Source organism: Planosporangium flavigriseum (assembly GCF_011947225.1).
Classification (GTDB): Bacteria; Actinomycetota; Actinomycetes; order Mycobacteriales; family Micromonosporaceae; genus Planosporangium; species Planosporangium flavigriseum.
Map to the genome: position 1 here is coordinate 155,727 of NZ_JAATVW010000004.1, position 20,190 is coordinate 175,916.

General features: G+C 68.8%; 17 protein-coding genes, 1 tRNA gene and 1 pseudogene. 5 read left to right on the forward strand and 14 right to left on the reverse strand.

Annotated elements, in window-relative coordinates:
- From pknB to HC028_RS07845, 7 genes and pseudogenes are all read right to left on the reverse strand, one after another.
- The gene (pknB, locus tag HC028_RS07815; RefSeq protein ID WP_168074599.1) at positions 1-1,740 is read right to left on the reverse strand and encodes a Stk1 family PASTA domain-containing Ser/Thr kinase; all 1,740 of its coding nucleotides are present in this window, start codon (positions 1,738-1,740) and stop codon (positions 1-3) included.
- 413 nt (positions 1,741-2,153) lie between these two features.
- A pseudogene (locus HC028_RS07820) lies at positions 2,154-3,398 on the reverse strand (serine/threonine-protein kinase); the annotation flags it as partial.
- Positions 3,399-3,408: 10 nt separating this feature from the next.
- Entirely contained in the window at positions 3,409-4,902 is a 1,494-nt protein-coding gene (locus HC028_RS07825; protein WP_168074603.1) for a penicillin-binding transpeptidase domain-containing protein, read from the reverse strand.
- Positions 4,899-6,434, reverse strand: a complete 1,536-nt coding sequence (locus tag HC028_RS07830; protein ID WP_168074605.1) for an FtsW/RodA/SpoVE family cell cycle protein — start codon at positions 6,432-6,434, stop codon at positions 4,899-4,901. Before HC028_RS07830 ends, HC028_RS07825 begins: the two co-directional genes overlap by 4 nt.
- A gap of 28 nt (positions 6,435-6,462) precedes the next feature.
- Positions 6,463-7,851, reverse strand: coding sequence for a PP2C family protein-serine/threonine phosphatase (locus HC028_RS07835; RefSeq protein WP_168074607.1), 1,389 nt, complete (start codon positions 7,849-7,851; stop codon positions 6,463-6,465).
- Positions 7,848-8,327 carry an FHA domain-containing protein FhaB/FipA gene (locus tag HC028_RS07840; protein ID WP_168074609.1) on the reverse strand — a complete coding sequence of 160 codons (480 nt, stop codon included), beginning with the start codon at positions 8,325-8,327 and terminating at the stop codon, positions 7,848-7,850. Before HC028_RS07840 ends, HC028_RS07835 begins: the two co-directional genes overlap by 4 nt.
- A 48-nt stretch (positions 8,328-8,375) precedes the next feature.
- Positions 8,376-9,230 carry an FhaA domain-containing protein gene (locus HC028_RS07845; protein ID WP_168074611.1) on the reverse strand — a complete coding sequence of 285 codons (855 nt, stop codon included), beginning with the start codon at positions 9,228-9,230 and terminating at the stop codon, positions 8,376-8,378.
- A gap of 221 nt (positions 9,231-9,451) precedes the next feature.
- Here HC028_RS07845 and HC028_RS07850 point away from each other — a divergent pair.
- The 3 genes from HC028_RS07850 to HC028_RS07860 all read left to right on the forward strand — a co-directional run bounded on the left by HC028_RS07850 (position 9,452) and on the right by HC028_RS07860 (position 11,584).
- Positions 9,452-9,534, forward strand: a tRNA-Leu gene (locus HC028_RS07850).
- A gap of 173 nt (positions 9,535-9,707) precedes the next feature.
- Complete coding sequence (locus HC028_RS07855; protein ID WP_168074624.1) at positions 9,708-10,781, forward strand: NAD-dependent epimerase/dehydratase family protein; 1,074 nt, start codon at positions 9,708-9,710, stop codon at positions 10,779-10,781.
- Complete coding sequence (locus HC028_RS07860; RefSeq protein WP_168075136.1) at positions 10,778-11,584, forward strand: WecB/TagA/CpsF family glycosyltransferase; 807 nt, start codon at positions 10,778-10,780, stop codon at positions 11,582-11,584. Before HC028_RS07855 ends, HC028_RS07860 begins: the two co-directional genes overlap by 4 nt.
- Before the next feature lie 44 nt (positions 11,585-11,628).
- Here the strand turns inward: HC028_RS07860 and HC028_RS07865 are convergent, their stop codons facing one another.
- From HC028_RS07865 to HC028_RS07885, 5 genes are all read right to left on the reverse strand, one after another.
- Positions 11,629-11,937: a hypothetical protein gene (locus HC028_RS07865; RefSeq protein WP_168074626.1), complete on the reverse strand. Its 309-nt coding sequence runs from the start codon at positions 11,935-11,937 to the stop codon at positions 11,629-11,631.
- Between the two features lie 149 nt (positions 11,938-12,086).
- Positions 12,087-13,088, reverse strand: a complete 1,002-nt coding sequence (add, locus tag HC028_RS07870; RefSeq protein ID WP_168074628.1) for an adenosine deaminase — start codon at positions 13,086-13,088, stop codon at positions 12,087-12,089.
- Positions 13,089-13,129: 41 nt separating this feature from the next.
- Complete coding sequence (locus HC028_RS07875) at positions 13,130-14,764, reverse strand: S8 family peptidase (RefSeq protein ID WP_168074630.1); 1,635 nt, start codon at positions 14,762-14,764, stop codon at positions 13,130-13,132.
- 391 nt (positions 14,765-15,155) lie between these two features.
- Positions 15,156-15,593 (reverse strand): hypothetical protein, encoded by a 438-nt coding sequence (locus HC028_RS07880; protein ID WP_168074632.1) that lies wholly within the window; start codon positions 15,591-15,593, stop codon positions 15,156-15,158.
- Between the two features lie 151 nt (positions 15,594-15,744).
- Positions 15,745-15,969: a DUF397 domain-containing protein gene (locus tag HC028_RS07885; RefSeq protein ID WP_168074634.1), complete on the reverse strand. Its 225-nt coding sequence runs from the start codon at positions 15,967-15,969 to the stop codon at positions 15,745-15,747.
- A 416-nt stretch (positions 15,970-16,385) separates the two neighbouring features.
- Between HC028_RS07885 and HC028_RS07890 the strand changes: the two genes are divergently transcribed.
- Positions 16,386-16,640, forward strand: a complete 255-nt coding sequence (locus HC028_RS07890) for a hypothetical protein (protein ID WP_168074636.1) — start codon at positions 16,386-16,388, stop codon at positions 16,638-16,640.
- A gap of 31 nt (positions 16,641-16,671) precedes the next feature.
- On the opposite strand, the gene HC028_RS07895 is transcribed toward HC028_RS07890, so the two are convergent.
- On the reverse strand, positions 16,672-17,376 hold the full coding sequence (locus HC028_RS07895) for a PASTA domain-containing protein (protein ID WP_168074646.1): 705 nt from the start codon (positions 17,374-17,376) through the stop codon (positions 16,672-16,674).
- A gap of 97 nt (positions 17,377-17,473) precedes the next feature.
- Between HC028_RS07895 and HC028_RS26990 the strand changes: the two genes are divergently transcribed.
- A complete protein-coding gene (locus tag HC028_RS26990) occupies positions 17,474-18,652 on the forward strand; it encodes a hypothetical protein (protein WP_203981140.1) in 1,179 nt (392 codons plus the stop codon).
- A 4-nt stretch (positions 18,653-18,656) separates the two neighbouring features.
- On the opposite strand, the gene HC028_RS07905 is transcribed toward HC028_RS26990, so the two are convergent.
- On the reverse strand, positions 18,657-20,135 hold the full coding sequence (locus HC028_RS07905) for a glutamate-cysteine ligase family protein (RefSeq protein ID WP_168074648.1): 1,479 nt from the start codon (positions 20,133-20,135) through the stop codon (positions 18,657-18,659).
- Between the last annotated feature and the right edge of the window lie 55 nt (positions 20,136-20,190).

Sequence of the window (20,190 nt, forward strand, 5' to 3'; positions counted from 1 at the left end):
TCAGGGGATAGGCCGGTTCGACGCGCTCGGCCCCGCGCTGGCGCTCGGCGCCGCTGACGGCGGCGGCGGCGGTGGCGCCGTCGCCCTGCCGACGATGATCGTCACCGTCTTGCCTGCCTCCGCGGTGGTGTCTCCGTCCGGGTTCTGGCCGATAACCCGGCCGACCTGGCTCGGATCCGCCGCGTCCTGCGGAACCACACTCGCTTTGAACCCGGCGGCCTGGATCGTCGCCCGCGCCTCGGTCTCGGTCTTACCGGTGACGTCCGGGACCTTCCTGACGTTGCCCTTGGAGATGACCAGGTCGACCGCGTTGTTCTGCTTGATCGCGGTCCGGGACTTGGGGTTCGAGTCGATCACCGTGTTCGCCGGTTGGTCGCTGTTGGCCTCGGTAACGCGCCCCACGGCCAGATTCGCGTCCTTGAGCGCCTGGGTGGCCGACTCACGGCTCAACCCGACCAACTGCGGCACGGTCGTCTGGCCCGGCCCCAGACAGACCCGGTACTGCACCACGGTGCCGGCCTCGACCCGGGAGTTGGCGGTCGGCGACTGGTCAGCGACGGTGTTCTGGGCACAGTTGGGGTCGGTGAACTCGCTGGGACTCGGCTTCAGTTTCGCCTGTGCCAACAGGCTCTGGGCCTCGGCAGAGTTTCGGCCCTTCAGGTTCGGTACCGCGACGAACGACTTCTTGTTGGCCACGTAGAGACCGACGGCGAGCGCGCCGACGGCCAGCAGACCCAGGAGGGTCAGGGCCACCGCGACCCAGGTGTTGTTGCGTCGCGGCGGTGGCGCGACCCGGGCTACCGGGCGCGTCTGCGGCCCCGCCTGCGCGGCGGGCTGCGGCGCGATCATCGCGGTGCGCTCGTCGTCGCGCATGACCGGGGTGGCCAGTACCGGGCGCCCAGCGGCCGCGCGCAGCAGGTCGGCCCGCATCTCGCCGGCGCTCTGGTACCGGTTGGCAGGATTCTTCGCCAGCGCCTTCAGCACGATGGCGTCGATCGGCGGCGTGACATCCGGGTTGCTGCTGCTCGGCGCCCGGGGATCCTCGCGGACGTGCTGGTACGCGACGCTCACCGGGTTGTCGCCGACAAACGGCGGGTGCCCGCATAACAGCTCGTAGATCACACAGCCGGTCGCATAGACGTCACTGCGCGCGTCAACGGACTCGCCGCGCGCCTGTTCCGGCGACAGGTACTGAGCCGTACCGATCACAGCTGACGTCTGGGTCATCGTGCTCGCGCCGCTGGCAAGTGCCCGGGCGATGCCGAAGTCCATCACCTTGACCTGTCCGGTCTGGGTGAGCATGACGTTGCCCGGCTTGATGTCCCGGTGGATGATGCCGTGCCGGTGGCTGAACTCCAGCGCCGAACAGATGTCCGCGACGATCTCGAGCGCGCGACGAGGCATCAGTCGCCCCTCGGCGCCCAGCACCTCCTTGAGGGTCCGGCCGTTGACGAACTCCATGACGATGTACGGAAGCTCTTCGCCGCTGGGGCCGTGCTCCTCGCCGGTGTCGTAGACAGCGACGATCGCGGGGTGGTTGAGGGCGGCGGCGTTCTGCGCCTCGCGGCGGAAGCGCAGTTGGAAGATGGCGTCCCGGGCAAGATCTGAACGCAGCGTCTTGATGGCGACGTCACGGCCGAGTCGGAGATCGCGGCCGCGGTGCACCTCGGCCATGCCGCCATAGCCGAGTAGCTCGCCGACCTGGTACCTCCCACCGAGGAGGCGGGCCTGCGCGGTCATCTCGTCTGTCGTCCTTCGTCTGGTCGGTTCGTCATCAGCAACCCTCACCGCTGCTCTTGCTGCTGCTGCGGCCGGCAACTGGCGAGGTTGCGCGGGTCGGCCGGGTTGCACGATCCCCCTGGGTTGGCCGTCTTCGCGTCATCGCCCGTGAACACGCGCAGGGTTACCTCGGTCTCCTCGGGCTGTGACCCGCATGGCGAGATCGAGGCGACCCCGCCCTTGCGCCCGCCGGGCTGGTCCTGGGTGACCTTCACCGTGTAGTTGTCGTTCTCGAGCTGCTGGCGGACGACGTCGACGTCCTTGCCGACAAGCCGCTCGCAGTCGATGAGGTGCGCTGCGGGCGCGGCGGTCGTCTGCTTCGGCTTGCTCGGCTTCGCCGTTGCCGCTGCCGTCGGCGGCCGGGTGGTTGCGGTGCTCGTCGTGGCCGACGGCGTCGGCACGACCGCCGATTGCTGGTTGTTGGACTTGTCCTGCAACAGTAGCCACCCGCCGCCCGCGCAGAACAGCAGCACGAGGACGACCGCGAGCACCGCCCAGGGCGCGACACTGCGCTTACCTCTGTCGGGAGTCGCGGACGGCGCTGGCGCCGCGTACGTCTGGTCGGCAGCCGGAGCCGCCGGAGCCGCCGGCACCGCGGCGGCGCCCCGTATGTACTGCCCCTGCCGCTGGGCCGCCGGGCTCATCGCCCCGGTCGCAGGGTGGGCCGCACGCGGCATGACCCGGGTGCCGGCAGGCGCCGTCGGGGCACCGAAAGCCGGGGACACGGGCGCGCCGGAGATCGGTCGGGTAGGGCCGGCCGGGCCACCCGAGGTAGGGGCCACACCCGCGACGCCCGCCCCGGCCGCGGACTGCCCCGTGCGCCGAGCCGCCTGCGCCATCGCCGCCGCCGACGGGTACCGCCCGTTGGGGTCCTTCGCCAACGCGCGCTCGACGATCTGCCGGACCGCTGGGGGAATGTCGCCGGGCAGCGGCGGCGGCATGTCGCGCACGTGCCGCATCGCGATCTCGACCGGGTTGTCGCCCTCGAACGGTCGCCTCCCAGCGAGGCACTGGTAGGCGACCACGCCGAGCGCGTACACGTCCGACATTGGGGACGCCGTCTTGCCCGCCGCCTGCTCCGGGGAGATGTAGGAGGCGGTGCCGAGCACCGATCCGGCCTGCGTGAGCTGGGCGGCCCCCGCCAACCGGGCGATGCCGAAGTCGGTCAGCACGAGGGTGCCGTTGGGGCGTACGAGCAGGTTGCCGGGCTTGACGTCGCGGTGCACGATGCCGTTTTGGTGTGCGGCGTGCAGCGCGTCGGCGGCCTGTGCGATGAGCGCCATCGCGCGCGCCGGGGTCAGCCGATGGACGCGGCTGAGCGTACGGGAGAGCGCCTCGCCCTCCACGTACTCCATGACCAGGAACGCGGTGCCATCCTCGCTGCCGTAGTCGTAGACGTCGACCACGCCGGGGTGGTTGATGGTGGCCATGGTTCGGGCCTCGCCCCGGAACCGCTCGGCGAAGCCCGGCTCCTGCAGCAGCGCCGGTAACAGGATCTTGATGGCGACCGTCCGGCCGAGCACCTCGTCGGTGCCGCGCCAGACGTCACCCATGCCTCCGCCGGCGATCCGCTCGTCGAGGCGGTACCGCCCGCCCAGGGTCACACCGGGGCTCACCATGTTGCACACCTCATCTCGAGCCCCGTTCCTGGATAATCGCGCGCATCACGTTGCCGGCGATCGCGGCGGCGTCATGGCTGCCGCCCGAGCCCGCCTGCTCGAGGAACACCGCCACAGCGGCTACCGGTTTGCCATTCTTGATCGCGAAACCGATGAACCAACCGTGGTCCGGATTGTTCCCGTTCTCAGCCGTACCGGTCTTGCCGCCGACCTGCACACCGGAGATCTTGGCGCTCGTACCGGTGCCGTTCTCCACGACGCTGACCATCATGTCACGCAGCACGTCAGCGGTCTGCTGATTGATCGGCCGGCGCTGCTCCTGTGGCTTGGCCACGTACGTGGGGATGCGGTCGGCCGCGAGTTCCTTGTCTATCAGGTACGGGCGCATCTGAGAGCCGCGATTGGCGACGGTCGCCGCGATCAGTGCGCCTTGCAGCGGCGTCATGCGCACGTCGCTCTGACCGATGGCGGACAGCGCCACGGTCGGCTTGTCGAGCTCGCCGTTCGGCCCGAGCATGGCGCCGGTCTCGCTGGTCGCGACCCGCAGCACGTTCTTCGGGTCCTGGTCGAACGTGGTCTGCGTCTCGAACCCGAACGCCTGCGCCATCTTCTTGATGGCGTCGCCGCCCAGCCCCTCGGCGGCCAGCCTCGAGAAGGCGGTGTTGCAGGAGACCCGTAACGCGTCCTTGAGGGTGATCTGTTCCGGGCAGACCACGCCGGGCGCGTTCGGGATCACGTGCGTCGTACCGGGAGCGGTGTAGCCCGTACCGCCCTGGAGCACCGAGTCCGGCTGTTCCCCGTTCACCAGGGCCGCCGCCGAGTCGATCACCTTGAACGTCGAACCGGGCGGGTACGTCTCAGAGAAGGCCCGGTTGAGCAGCGGCTTGTTGGGGGCCTGCTCGAGTTGCTTGGCGGCGTTGTCGGCGGCCTTGGTGTCGTGGCTGACTAGCGGGTTGGGATCGAAGCTGGGCGACGAGACGGCGGCCAGCAGCGCTCCGGTGGTCGGATCGAGCGCGACGACGGCGCCCTTGCGCACGTTCCCCTTGTTCTGCAGCGCCTCGAACGCGGTCTGCTGCGCCGTCGGTGACAGCGTGAGCAGCACGTTGCCGCCGGACGTCCGCTTACCGGTGAGCATCGCCAACCACCGGTCGGCCACCTGCGAGTCGGCGTTGCCCTGCAGGTAGGCGTTCTCGAGCTTCTCGATCGCGCTGCTGCCGAGGTTGACGCCCTTGAACCCGACGAGGTGTGCGTACTGGAGCGCCAGCGGGTAGGTGCGCTGGTACTTCAATTCGTCACCGGTCACCGTGCTCTGTGCCAGCACAACTCCGCCGGACGCCTCGATCGAACCCCGCTGGCGCTGGTACTCGGAGATCTGGACCCGCGGGTTGTAGTCACTGTTGCGATACTCGTCGGCCTTGTAGGCCTGGACCCAGTTGAGGTTGGCGAACAGCAGGCCGAACAGGACGAGGACGACCACGCCGGCGCGGCGTAGCGGGGCGTTCATGACTTCTCTCCATCACGTTGGCTGGCCCCGCTCGCGTGGATCATCTCCGTGGGAAGCTCCTGGAGCTTGACCGGGCCGCCGGACGCGGGAGCGCCGCCACGGCCGGAGCCTGAACCGTCGCCGGGCCGCCGGGCCGCGTCCGAGATTCTCAGCAGCAGCGCGACCAGCAGCCAGTTGGCCACCAGCGACGAGCCACCGGCGGACAGGAACGGGGTGGTCTGTCCGGTCAGCGGGATCAGGCTGCTCACTCCGCCCACGATGACGAACACCTGCAACCCGAGGGTGAAGGCCAGTCCGCCGGCGAAGAGCTTGCCGAACGAGTCGCGTACGCCGATCGCCGCCCGCAGCCCGCGCTCGACGATGAGCAGGTAGACCACGAGGAGCGCGGCGAGGCCGAACAGGCCGATCTCCTCGCCCATACCGGCGAAGATGAAGTCGCTCTCGACCACCGGCAGCATGTCCGGCCGCCCGACCCCCGGGCCGGCACCGAACATGCCGCCCGTACCCAGCGCCAGCAGTGACTGTACGAGCTGGTAGCCCTGCCCGTGTGGGTCGGCGAACGGGTCGAGCCAGATGTTGGCGCGCAGGTGGAAGTTCGCGAACGGACCGCCGATCAGCCCACCCAACACGTACGCCGTGTAGGCCCCACCGAGGAACAGAACCAGGCCGATGATCAGCCAGCTGACCCGCTCGGTCGCGATGTAGAGCGTCACCACGAACATGCCGAAGTACATCAGCGACGTGCCGAGGTCCTTCTCGAAGATCAGGACCATGAGGCTGAGCAGCCAGACGGTGACCACCGGACCCAGGTCCCGGCCGCGGGGAAAGTCGATGCCGAGAAACCGCTTACTCGCCAACGACAGCACCTCGCGCTTACGGACGAGGTAGTACGCGAAGTAGACGAGCAGCATGATCTTGGCGAACTCGCCGGGTTGGATCGCGAAGAAGCTACCGAACTTGATCCACAGCTTGGCGCCGTTGATGGTCGAGAACCGGGCCGGCAGGAACGCCGGGATCATCACCAGGACGATGCCGGCCAATCCCAGCGTGTAGGCGTAGCGCGACAACGAACGGTGATCGCGCACGATCGCGAGCGCCACGACCGCGCCGGTCACCGCCAGCAGAGTCCACATGAGCTGGCGGCCGCCCTGGCCGCCGAAGATGGAGATGCTGGCGCCGCTCTGGGCGTCCGCGGCAACGTCGAGCCGGCGCAGGAACATCACGCCGAAACCGTTGATCAATGCCACGGCCGGCAGCAGGACCGGGTCGGCGTGCGGCGCTAACCAGCGGAACAGCAGGTGAGCGACGAAGAGGATCCCCGCGAAAGCGATCAGCGGGCCGAGGAACCCGAAGGAAAAGTGACCGACGAGCGCCGCCTCGGCCGCGGCGGCATACCCCCCGACGAGCACCATCGCGAACGCCAGCAGGCCCAGTTCGGCGTTGCGGCGTCCGCCCGATCGCGACGGCCGGGCAGCAGTCGCCCCGTCGCCCTGATTGATGGGCGGCGGGGCCGGAATGGCAGGGGCTGTCACGACGGTGAATAGTCCTCGGGAGGTCAGATCAGCGGTTGCGGCAGCTGATCGTCGGCAGGGGCGTCGGGGTGGTGTCGGCGGTCGGGCCGGCCGACGGGGTGGTGTCGGCGGTCGGGCCGGCCGACGGGGTGGTGCTCGGGGCCGTACTCGGGTCCTGGGACGCACCGGACGGCTGAGCCGACGCGCTCGGCTGGCACTCCGGCAGCTTGTTGCTGTTGGTCGGATCGTCACTGGTTAGCTGAGTGAGCTTGCGCCGGGCATCGGCCACGTTGGAGGCCGGGATGCCCTGCTTGACGGCATCCTGCGCGGTCTTGGTCAACTCGTCGAGGGTGGTGGCGCTGCGCTCCTCCTCCGAGGAGAGCCGCAGGCCGGCCACCTGCCCCGGCACGCCACGGAACACCGCGATCACACCGTCTTCGGTTGCGCCGACGTAGTACTGGGACTGCGTGTAGCGCCAACCGAACCAGACCCCGCCACCGAGCAGCCCGACAAGGACCACCAGCAGCAGGGCCGTTAGTGCGGGATGGCGACGCGGACGATCATCGTCGTCGTCCTCGTCCGAGGCAGCCTCCGGTGCGGCGGGTCGGGGAGCGGTCAGGGCGGACGCCCGCGCGGCCGGCGTCGAACTGTCCGCCGAGGTCGAGTTGCCGCGGTCGCGGGCCGCCGCGCCGCCCACGATCGGCGCCTCCTCGACGATGTCCTCGTCGGTCACGTCCGCGATGATCACTGTGATGTTGTCGGGGCCACCGCCGCGCAACGCGAGTTGGACCAGCCGCTCGGCGCACTGGTCCGGGTTGGTGTACTCGCGCAGCGTCGACTCGATCGTCTCAGCGCTGACGACGCTGGAGAGTCCGTCGCTGCACAGCAGGTACCGGTCGCCGGCCGTGGCCTGGCGCACCGAGTACTCGGGCTCGGCGTCCCGGCCGTCCAGGGCACGGAAGAGCAGGTGCCGCTGGGGGTGGGTGTCGGCTTCCTCAAGGCTGATGCGGCCCTCGTCGACCAGCATCTGCACGTAGGTGTCGTCCTTGGTGACCTGGCCGAACTCGCCGTCGCGCAGTAGATAGGCGCGCGAGTCACCGATGTGCACCATGCCGAACTTGCTGCCGCCGAACAGCATCGCGGTCAGGGTCGTACCCATGCCTTCCATCGCCGGGTTCGCCTCGACGGTGTCCCGGATCTGCTGGTTGGCGTGGTCGACGGCCCCACGCAAGGCATCGATCACGGCATTGCCGGGAACGTCCTCGTCGAGCGGCGCCATAGCGGCGATCACGATGTTGCTGGCGACGTCACCGGCGGCCATGCCGCCCATACCGTCGGCGACCGCGAGTAGCCGTGGTCCGGCGTAGACGGAATCCTGGTTTCCGCCTCGGATGAGACCGCGGTCGCTGCGGGCCGCGTAGCGCAGAGTGAGGGTCATGACCGTAACTCGAATGAAGTGCGGCCGATGCGAATCGGCACGCCGAGGGGTACAGGAGTCGGTGCGCTGACCTTAGCGCGATCGAGGTAGGTCCCGTTGGTCGATCCCATGTCCTCCAGGTACCACTGCCCGTCGCGAGGCACGAGCCGCGCGTGGCGGGCCGAGGCGTAGTCGTCCGTGGTGACCAGCGTGCAGTCCTCTGCCCGTCCGATCGTGATCGGCGACTCCCCGAGCGTGATCCGGGTGCCGGCGAGCGCTCCCCCGGTCACCACCAACTGACGCGCGGCCCGGCCCCGCTTGACCTTCGCGGGCTTACCCGCAACGGTCGGCCCGATCCCGCGCGGAGCGGCGACGAGACGACTGGAGCGCGCGCCGGCGAAGAGGTCCCGTCGGATCACGCCGACCACCGTGAACACAAAGATCCACAGCAGCACGAGGAACCCGTACCGAGCGACCGTAAGGACTATTTCAGGCATACAGTTCTCGATCCGAGCCTGGTGGACTGGTCACCTCGTGCACGGCGCCTAACCGTCAGCCCGGAAGGTCAACGTCGTCGTACCGAGCTGGATCATGTCGCCCGGGTTGAGCGCAACAGCGGAGACCCGCTGCCCGTTGACCATCGTGCCGTTGGTTGACCCCAGATCGGTCAGCACGACCTGCGCACCGTCGAAGTCGATCCGGGCATGGCGCCGCGAGATGCCGACGTCGGGCAGGCGCAGGTTCGCCTGGTCGCCCCGGCCGATGACGGTCGAGCCGATCGACAGCGGGTAGCTGCGCCCGTCACCGGAGATCAGGCGCGCGCTGCGCGCCGGACCGCCGCCACCGTGCGCCGGCGGCGCGCTGTGGGGAGCGTAGGGGTTCTGCTCGTACGGGTTCTGGTCGTACGGGCTCTGCTCGTAGGGGTTCTGCTCGTACGGGCTCTGGTCGTACGGCGGGTAACCGGGCGGCGCCTCGTACGAGGGCACCGGCGGCACGTCCCCGCCCGTGTAGACCTCGGCCGTGACCCGGAACATTCCGGTGTCCAGGCCGTCGCCGCGCTCGATCTCGACGATGACGTCGCCGTAGACGGTCCAGGCCTGCTCGCCGATGAACTCGGCCTGCGACTGGGCGAGCTCCTGCGCCAACGCGGCGGCGTACGGCGCCAACCGGCTGTGGTCGTACGGCGAAAGGTCGATCACGTATCGGTTCGGCACGAGAGTTCGGCCACCGGCCAAGATCGCCTTGTGCGCCTCCGCCTCCCGTTGCATGGCGTTCAGGATCTCCACAGGGTGAACCACACCCTTGAAAACCTTGGCAAATGCCCCTTCGACAAGGCCCTCTAGGCGCTTCTCGAAGCGCTGCAGCACACTCACCGGCTCCTCCTCGGGTCCCGAGGTCATGATGGTATCTGGCGCGCGCTCTCTTGCACCCGCACCAACCGGCCCAGCTCGTGCTACTCTTCCGGGGCGCCTACGGCAGCCTAGCCCTTACACGTGCGTTGTGCGCGGTTGGACTAGGCTATCGGACTAAAGGGACGGGACCTTAACCGGTCCGGCTCCCCTGGCGTGACCGCTTGGACCGCGTGATATCGTTCTCACGCTCCGTTAGGCGGTGCCACTTCGGGGAAGTGGCGGAATGGCAGACGCGCACGGTTCAGGTCCGTGTGCCCGAAAGGGCGTGAGGGTTCAACTCCCTCCTTCCCCACCGCAACAGGCGGCCCACCGGGTCGCCTGTTTTGTTATCTACGTGACAATCGGCGCCCGAGCCGGCGGCACGGCACCCACGCGGTGGGACAACGCCGGCGCGGCTGCCGCGGGCATCGATGGCTGGCCGCCGTTAGACTCACTGCGCAATAACGCCGAAACTTGGAGTTGCTTGTGAGCGTCGCAATCGTGACGGGATCGGCCGGGCTGATCGGCTCCGAGGCGGTGCGACACTTCGCCTCACTGGGCCTCGACGTTGTCGGGATCGACAACGACATGCGCAAGGAGTTCTTCGGCGCCGAGGCCTCCACCGCTTGGAACGTGCAGCGCCTGGCCGGTGACCTGGGCGAGCGCTACACCCACCACGAGATCGACATCCGCGACCGCGATGCGCTTGCCAAGATTTTCGCGCACTACGGCCGCGACATCGCGGTCGTCGTCCACACCGCGGCGCAGCCCAGCCACGACTGGGCGGTGCGCGACCCGTTCACCGACTTCGACGTCAACGCGGGTGGCACCCTCAACCTGCTGCAGAACGTGCGCGAGCACTGCATCGAGGCGCCGTTCATCCACTGCTCCACCAACAAGGTGTACGGCGACCGCCCCAACTCGCTGCCCTACACCGAGCTGGAGACCCGCTGGGAGCTCGAGCCGGGCCACCCGTACTACCAAGGCATCACCGAGGACATGTCGATCGACCAGTGCCTGCACTCGGTGTTCGGCGCGTCCAAGGTCGCCGCCGACATCATGGTCCAGGAGTACGGCCGGTACTTCGACATGAAGACGGCCGTGTTTCGCGGCGGCACGCTGACCGGCCCGGCCCACTCCGCGACGGAACTGCACGGCTTCCTCGGCTACCTGATGCGCGCGAACATGGAGCGCCGCACGTACCGGATGTTCGGCTACCAGGGCAAGCAGGTGCGCGACGCGATCCACAGCCACGACGTGGTTGCGGCATTCGAGGCGTTCTTCCGCAACCCGCGCTCGGCCGCGGTCTACAACCTGGGCGGCGGGCGGCACTCGCACACCTCCATGCTGGAGGCGTTCACGCTCGCCGGGGAGATCACCGGCAACGAGATGATCACGGAGTACGTCGACCAGAACCGGATCGGCGACCACATCTGGTGGGTGGGCTCCAACGCGGCGTTCCAGGCCGACTACCCGGGCTGGAAGCAGGTGTACGACGTTCCGATGATCCTGCGGGAGATCTACGAGGCGAACGTCGACAAATGGCTGCCGACCAAATGATCGACCAAGGCAAGCGGAACGTCCTCGGCGTACTCGTCAACGTCATCGACTACGCGGCGGCCGCCGAGAAGGTCCTCGCCGCAGCCCGCGAGCAGCGGCCGTTCGCGCTGACCGCACTCGCCGTGCACGGCGTGATGACCGGCGTGCAGGACCCGGCGCACAACGCCCGGCTCAACGCGTTCGACGTCGTCACCCCGGACGGGCAGCCCGTTCGCTGGGCGCTGAATCTGCTGTACGGCGCCGGCCTGGCGGATCGGGTTTACGGGCCCAGCCTGACCCTCGAGGTGCTGCGCGGCTGCGCCGCCGAAGGCCTGCCGGTCTACCTGTACGGCTCGACGACCGAGACCCTCGACCGGCTGGTGCCGGCGCTGACGGAACTTTTCCCGGCACTGAAGATCGCCGGCGTCGAGCCCTCGAAGTTCCGGTCCATCCGCCCAGGCGAGGACGTGGAGATCGCCGAGCGGATCAAGTCGTCCGGCGCACGGGTGGTCCTCGTCGGGCTGGGGTGCCCGCGCCAGGAGATCTTCGCGTACGCGATGCGCCCGCTGATCGACGCGCCACTGCTCGCCGTCGGGGCGGCGTTCGACTACCACGCGGGGCAGCTTCGCAAGCCGCCGGCGTGGATGCAGAAGTACGGCCTGGAGTGGCTGTGGCGGCTCGGCCTGGAGCCGGGCCGGCTGTGGAAACGCTACCTGCTGCTCAACCCGGCGTACGCGACGCGCCTGGTCGCCCAGAAGCTGAGGCTGTGGCGGGCGGTTCCGCCAGTGCCGGCGACCGAGCGCCCGGCGACCTTCGCGGTCTAGCTAGCGATCTTGGACACCGACCGGTGTCCAAGATCGACAAGCTTCTACTGCTCTTCAGAGCCCTTGAGGCGCTTCAGGTGCGCGCGGCGCTGGCGGATCTCAAGGCGCATGCGCATGGCACGGTCGGCCGGGAGCAGCAGGAGCGCGAACGGCGCCGCCATCCACCAGCGGCCATAGAGAACGAACCCGACCACGGTGAGCAGCACGCCGACGACATACAGGCTGATCAGCCAATCGACCCGCTTCTGGTGTGCGTTGCGCTTGTGGTACGCGTCGAGCACACCAAAGGCGCCGATGCTGAAGGCCAGCATTCCGACGCCGCTCAAAACCGCATAACTTGTCGTCACATCCATGAAGCCGCCTTTGTGGGACAAAACCAAACGGAAGCAAGAGTAGGCCGGTGTTCTGTCAACCGACCATCAACGATGAGCGCCGCTCGGCGGCATGATCGGACTTTCCAGCCAGCCGTAAGGTTCACTTCTGTCTAGGCGCGACCGGCCGTTCAGCCGATAGACAGGCTGCCCAATTGGCGCAATCGGGCACGAGTCGCCTCATCGCACAGCGCCCCGGCGACCCCGGCCGCGTACGCCTCGGCCGGCGACACCCCCAACTGCGCGGCCACCTCGTACTCATGGCCGAGATCTGTGCCGAACATCGCAGGGTCGTCGGTGTTGATGGTGCAGCGGATCCCCGCCTGGCGTAGTAGCGGCAGCGGGTGCTCGGCCAGGCTCGGCACGACCCGGGTACGCAGGTTTGATGTTGGGCACACGTCGAGCACGAGGCCCCGGTCGGCGATCTCCTTCATCAGGGCCGGATCCTCGACCGCGCGGATCCCGTGCCGGATGCGGGCCGCCCCCAGCTCCATGACCTCCCGGATCGACTCGGGTCCCGCGCTCTCACCGGCGTGCGGTACCACCGCCAAGCCGCCATCGCGGGCGATCTCGAAAGCCCGGCGGTACGTGGACGCCGGCGTGGCCGTCTCCATCCCGCCCAGCCCCAGGCCGACGATGCCCCGGTCGCGGTAGCGCACTGCCGTCCGCGCGCACGCCTCGGCGAGGTCGAGGTCGAGGGTGCGGTACATGTCCGGGGTGAACCGGATCTCCACGCCGTACCGCTCGCGCGCTTCGACCGCGCCCTCGACGTACCCGGTGAAGATCTCGTCCCAGTCCAGGCCCCGCTGTACGCGCTCGGCGGGCGAGAAGATCCCCTCCAGGTACACGGCGCCGAAGGACGCCGCCTCGGCCGCGTAGTTGACGACGACCTCGCGGAAGTCCTCGGCAGTGCGCAGGCAGTTGGTGGTGAGGACCCAGACCTCGATGAAGTGCTTGAAGTCGGTGAACTCGTAGAGGGCGCCCAGGCCCTCGACCGTGTCAGCTGGCAGCGGCAGGTTGTTGCGCCGGGCGATGTCGAGCAGCGTCGCAGGGCGGATCGTGCCCTCGAGGTGGACGTGCAGCTCGATCTTTGGCGCGTGAACGGGATCAGGGAGAGTTCGAGTCGTTGTCACAACCCAAACTCTCCCTGATGACGGAGTGAGTCAGCGAGCGGTCAGACCGTGAGGGTCCACGCGTCGATGTACCCGCTGTCGGCCGCGTACCTGTCCTGCACCTTCAGCTTCCAGGTGCCGTCGGCGGCCTTGACCGAGAGGTTGACGGTGTAGGTGGTGTCGACGTTGTCGGCGCTGTCATAGCTTTCGGTCTTCAACCGGTACGACGTGCCGTCCGGCGCCACCAGGTCGATGCGCAGGTCACCGCGGTAGGTGTGCTTGATGTGCACCTCCACCTTCGACGTCGCCGACGCGTTACGGGCACAGCCGGAGATGGTGATCGAGCTGGTCACCGCCGGGCCGGCATCCGGGATCTGGGCATCCGTGCCGTTGGTACCCGAGCACCCTGCGGGCGGCGGTGGCGGAGGCGGCGTGCTTCCGCTGCCGACGAACAGCAACCGGTTCGGCGAGCCGGTGCCCGGGCTGGTGACGACGTTCGGCGTGGCGTTGTTGACCAGCGTGTCGCGTACCTGCGCCGGGGTGTAGGTGGGGTTGGCGGACAGCACCAGGGCGGCGGCACCCACGACGTGCGGGGTCGCCATCGACGTGCCACTGATCGTGTTCGTCGCGGTGTCGTTCGTGTTCCAGGAGGAGGTGATGTTGACGCCCGGCGCGAAGATGTCCAGACAGGTGCCGTAGTTGGACCACGACGCCTTCTTGTCGGTGTTGTCGGTCGCCCCCACCGTGATCGCCTCGGGCACGCGCGCGGGCGAGGCGGCGCAGGCGTCCTGGGCGATGCCCAGGATGTTGCCGTTACCCGCGGCGACACCGTACGTCACACCGGACGCGATCGACCGTTGAACGGCGGAGTCGAGGGTCGCGTCCACGCCGCCGCCCAGGCTCATGTTGGCCACGGCCGGCTTGATCGCGTTGGCGGTCACCCAGTCGATACCGGCGACGACGCCCGAGGTGGTGCCGCTGCCGTTGCAGTCGAGTACGCGTACGGGCACCAGCGCGACGCCCTTGGCGACGCCGTACGCGTTACCGCCGACGGTGCCGGCGACGTGCGTGCCGTGGCCGTTGCAGTCGTTGGCGGTACCGCCGCTGGTGACGGCGTCGAAGCCCGTCCCCACCCGGCCGCCGAGGTCGCTGTGGGTGGCCCGGATTCCGGTGTCGATGATGTACGCGTGCACGTTCGACGCCGTCGTCGGGTACGTGTAGCTGTTGTCCAGCGGCAGGTTGCGCTGGTCGATCCGGTCCAGGCCCCACGACGGCGGCGAGGCCTGGGTGCCCTGGATCCGGAAGACGCCGTCCTTCTGCACGTAGGCGACGGCCGGATCGGCGGCGAGCTTGCGGGCCTGCGTTTCGCTCATGCCCTTGACCGCGAAGCCACGCACGGCGCTGCGGTAGGTGTGCCCCAGTATGCCGCCGAATCTCTTGGACAGGTCGCGCGCCGGTGCGTCGACGCCTCGGGTCTGCGCGACCGCGTCCTTGAGGACGACCACGTAGCTGTTGGGTACCACAGTGACGGTGCCCGCGTCGCGGATGATGCCCTCGGCCAGTGGGGCCGCGACCGCGGCCCCTCCTGTGGTCAGGGCCGCGGCGGTGGCGGCAACGGTAGCGAGACCGAGCAGCGCCGCCCGACGACCCAAACCTGTTTCTCGGGGGCTTGGCCTCGCTGTGTCTGGGAGCCTCATCTCCCACTCCTCCCTCTGGTGGACCGACCCGCTCAAGTTGTGCGGTCGCCGCAGCGGAGCCGGTCCGGTTGGGAAGAGGGTATTGGCAAACCTTTTACATGAATAGATATTTCGTTTCGTAGATCAGATGACATTCCAGCGGCCGGGTCACGCCTTGACGATCACGTTGAGTAGCAGGCAATACGCACGTCCACCGCGGCGGGAACAGATCTCGACGTGGCGCTGCCGCCAGGCGGCGATCAGTCGTCTGGACCGACGGCGGCACATGCGGTTATCCACACGGTGCGTAATCAGGTCATACGTCCACAGTGGCCGCTCGGCCGCGAAAGCCCACTGTCGGGTGATGCCGGCGAGGGTGCCGTAAAGGGTTATACGGCACCGGATGCGGGCGTCAGCGCCGGCCGGCGTGCTGGGCGTACAGCAGTTCCAGGATGGAGCGCGCGGCCTCGAACCAGCGGTCCAGCCACTCCTGGGGAGGCGTGCTGCCCTTCGGCGGCAACTCCATGAGCAGTCCGCGCAGCAGCGGGTGGTCAGTGAGCGACTCGCCGCTGACCGTGTCCTTCCACTTGTCGAGACTGAAGATGGACTCGTCCAGCTTCGGCTCGACGAGCTCAGGCGTCCGGAACGATGAGGCGATCGAGCCCGTCGGTTCCAGGCCACCGTTCCCGCGGTCGGTCGTCGGCGTGGAACCGTTGCGACGAGCGAGGTCTTCGCCGTTCGCGTGCGGCAGTACGGCGCTGTCCCGGCGCGCCGGACGGTACGCGCTCAGCTGCGACGTGAAGTCGGGGTTCACCGAACCGTTGCTGTAGTTTTCCGGGCTTGTCGTCATCGCACGTCACCTGTCTCCGGTCTCCGTCGGCCGCTCGCGTGGTACGCCGCGCGAGCGTCCTGGCCCCGGCACACGCCGGACCATCTTGCACAACGAAGATCTCGGACCGGGGACGTCAGCCCTTCGGTCGGGTTTTGAAAGCAGAAGTCGGTTATAGGTCGAATTCGCCGTCCTTTGCGCCCTCGACGAAGGCGTCCCACTCGCCCCGGGTGAACAGCAATACCGGACCGTCCGGGTTGTTGGACTGACGAACGGCGATGCCGCCGTCCACGAACGCCACCTCGACGCAGTTCTCCGAGCGCGGCCCGCCGTGATCGCTGCTGTGCCACTGCGCGCCGTCGAGGTTCACGCGCAGACCCTTGGCCTCTATCTCCACTGCGGCTCCTCTGTCGGGCAGCGAATCCTCGTATCGCTGTACCTGACTCTATTACCGTCCGGGGCACCGAAGGCGTCCGACGATCGCCCCGCATTCACCCAGTGCAACGGTCTATCTGCAACTTGCATTGGTCAAGGTTGTAGTGCAACCTGTGGGTGCGGTGCGGGTTACTCACCGTTCATCACGTCCGGGCGAAAGTGCTGCTGCGATTGGCAGTCACTCCCGGGTGATGCGGTGATCCCAAGCCGGCATAACGACCGGGAGCCACGCGCAGCGGACACCCACGGGTGACCGGTGGCTCCGGTACTGCAAGGACGTGTTCGGGGACGCGTCGGCTCGTCACCGTACGAGCGCCAGACGCCGCGTGGCGCCACGCGCCGCCGGCCGGACCAACCAGGCAGAGGACAGGAGTCGGCATGCTACCCAGGGCCGGAGACGTACTGCGCGTGACGAAGGCGGCGAGCGTGCAGTTCATCGAGCCAATGCTCTTCCGGGTGATCCGCGTCCACGACTGGCCGACCTACGACGGCTGGGCCTGGTTGGACGGCTACCAGTTGAACACTGCCGGCGACGCCGTGGAGCGTAGGTCAATCTTCGTGCAGCTCAACGGCCTCCAGCGCGCGAACGTGAGCCCGACCGCCAACATGCGCTCACGCGCCTCCGTCGGCTAGCCGTAGCAAAGCCCCATCCCGGTCGAGTCAGTCAGTCAGTCGGCTGCGGCGAGATCGGCGGCCTGGATCGCGGCGGTGACGAGCGTGCCGGTGTCGTCGGTGCCGGCGCCGACGCCGCGGCCACGACCAATGTCACCCGGGTGCCCGGCTCGACCAGCGCCCCGGCTCCGGGTTCAGTGGCCAGTACCGTCCCGGGATCCACACCGCTGACGGCGCGCCGAGACACGGCGGCGGACAGCCCCACTCCGGTCAACTGCCGCCTGGCCGTGGCCTCGCTCTGCCCAACCAGATCGGGTACGGGCACCTGTGCGGCGGCCGTCGTCGGAGTCGCGGTAGCCGGCGGGGTCTCGGACGGCGTGGGAGTCACGGACGGCGTGGGAGTCACGGACGGTGTCGCGCTGATGGACGGCGAGGGCGCCGGACCCCCGCCGGAACCACTGAAGATCAGCCACAGTCCGGTACCCAGAATCCCGAGCAGGATCAGCAAGACCACGGCGACCATCACCGGACGCAGCCAGGCGCGGTCCGCGTATTCCCCGTCGACCTCCTCCTGCCACTGCTGCGTCAGGGCCGGATCAGGCACCGGCACCGCCGCTCGGGCCGCCCACACCTGCGGCGTCACCTGTTGCGTCGCATCGTCATCGACCGGCATCGCTCGGGTGGCCTCGATGCCGTCGGGTATCCGCTCGGTGGCATCGTCTCGGCCCTCGCTGGCCCGGCCGCGCACATCGGACATAGACCCATCTCATCAGAGATCACCGTGCGGTGCACACTTGACTGCTCCCCGCAGCGGGGCTCGCCCGTACCAGTGGCCGGGGCGTACGCTGCGCGGCATGGCTGCGCGCGGATGGGTTTACTCGACGGTGACCGGGGCCGGCGTCGCGGCCGGCGCCGGTTCGGCGCAGTTCGGACTCGCGTACGGGTTGGGCGTCATCGACTGGCAGCCGGTACGCGACGCGACCGGCGAGAGCCTCTGGCTGTCCGCTCTCACCTGGGCTGTATGGATCGCCGCGACCTCGACCGTGCTCGGCGCGGCCTTCGCGGGCAGCCTGCTGTCCCGCGAATCGCGGAGCCGGGCGGTGGACGTGGTCTCACGGACGGCACTGGCGCTCGCCGCGGCGATCGGCGCCCTGATAACCGTTCCACTGGTGATGCTGCCGGCTCGCGCCGCGCAACGTGTGGACACGTTCCAGCCGGAGGTGACCGCCGGGGCGTACACCGTGGTCGGGGTGATCGTCGGGCTCGTGATCGCGGTTGTGGCGGTGAACTTCCGGGTCGTCGCGACCAACATCATGGCCTCGACCGCGTGGGTGTGGATCGTCGCGGTGGTCGCGGTCGTCGACGCGGTACGCGCCAACCGGATCGTCGGCACCGCGCAACTCGCGGCGTGGCAGTTCACCGACCGGGGCTGGTTCCGCGAGACGCTTCACCTTCCCGGCGCGTTCCTGATGCTCGGCGGCGCCCTGCTGGTCGGTGTGTTCGCCGCACTGATCGGGGACCGACGCGGCGACAACCGGTTGTGCATCGCCGTCTCGGGCACCTTCGGCCCGCTGCTGGTGGCCGCGGCCTATTTCCTCGCCGCCCCGAAGCCGGCCGTACGGGCCGAGCAGTTGTCGGCGTACCTGTTCGCCCCGTACGCGGTGGTCGCGGGGCTCGCGGGGTCAGTGTTCGTGGCGGTGCTCGGTCCGCTGCGTCCGCGACGCCCACGCGACGCGGGCGAACAGGTCCGGCCCGCGGTCGGCGACACCACGCCGGCCACCGGCGGCCCGACGGCCACCTCCGGTGAGGCCGACCTGACCGAGTGGACGCGTACGCTCGCCACCGACACATCGGCGCGGCCGGATCTCTCACCGACCGCCACCCAGCCGACCGCCACCCGGCCGACCGCCACCCGGCCGACCGCCACCCGGCCGACCGCCACCCGGCCGACCGCCGCCCAGCCGACCGCCACCCGGCCGGCGCCTCCGGTCGTGCCGAAGCAGCGAAAGCGGCGCGGACCCGGCGTGTCTTGACCCCTCAGCCGAGCGGCCAGGTGTGCACCGGCTCGTTGTCGGCGAGGTAGGTGCTGTAGCGCCGCAGCATCTCGCGCAGCGCCGACGGCCGGTCCAGATGTCGCTCCCGCTCCAGGGCCCGCACGGTCTCGGTCTGCCAGACCGATCCGTTGCGCCGGCTCACGCAGCGCCCCTCGATGATGCCGAGAAGGCGGTCTCGGGTGACCGGGTCGACCCCGAAGCGGTCGAGGCCGTCGTACGCCTTCGGCAGCAGCTTTTCGAGGACGAGGTCGGTGATGCGGGTCTCGCCGAGCCGCGGCCACCACACGGTCGATTCGATGCCGTCGCGGGCCGCGGTGTGGAAGTTCTGCTCGGCGGCCGAGAACGTCAGCTGAGTCCACACCGGACGATCGGCCTCGGCGAGTTCGCGTACGAGCCCGAAATAGAACGCGGCGTTGGCAAGCATGTCGACCACGGTCGGCCCCGAGGGCAGCACCCGGTTCTCCACCCGCAGATGCGGCCGGCCGTTCATGACGTCGTACACCGGGCGGTTCCAGCGGTAGACCGTGCCGTTGTGCAGCCGAAGCTCACCCAGGCGCGGAACGCCGCCACTGTTGAGCACCTCGACCGGGTCCTCCGTCTCGGTGATCGGCAGCAGCGGCGGGAAGTACCGGACGTTCTCCTCGAACAGGTCGAAGATCGAAGTGATCCACCGTTCGCCGAACCAGACCCGCGGCCGCACTCCTTGTGCCTTGAGCTCGTCCGGCCGGGTGTCGGTGGCCTGCTCGAACAGGGCGATCCGGGTCTCGGACCACAACTGATGCCCGAAGAAGTACGGCGAGTTGGCGCCGACGGCGACCTGGATTCCGGCGATCGCCTGGGAGGCGTTCCAGTAACAGGCGAAGTCCTCCGGGGCGACCTGCAGGTGGAACTGCACGCTGGTGCACGCCGCCTCCGGCACGATCGAGTCGTTGGACGCCTGCAGCCGCTCGGCCCCTTGGATGTCGAGGGCCATCGCCTCTCCCCGGGCGGTGACGATCTGCTCGTTGAGCAGCCGGTACCTGGGATTGGCCGAGATGTTGTCAAGGACGGTGTGCGCCTGGGTAAGCGTCGGCAGAATGCCGATGAGGACGAGCTGGGCGTCGTGCTTGTGTGCCCGCTCGTCGGCGTGGGCGAGGCTTGCCGACACGTCCCGCTCGTACTCGTCGAACCCGTGCCCCGCGATCAGCCGCGGCCGGACGTTGATCTCCAGGTTGAACTGCCCGAGTTCGGTCTGGAACGACGAATCGGCCAGGTCGGCGAGGACCTCCGCGTTGCGCATCGCCGGCATGGCCTCACCGTCGATGAGATTGAGCTCGATCTCCAGCCCGGTGGTCGGGCGATCGGCGTCGAAGCGGAAGTCGTTGAGCATCAGCGCGAAGACATCCAGGCATCTCCGGACCTTCCGCCGATAGCGCGCTCGGTCTTCGCGGCTGAAGGAAGCCAGCGAAACGTCTTTGCCCATCGACGAATCCACCCCTGCCCGTGTCCTCGAACTTCAACCGTATGAGCGCGTCCGC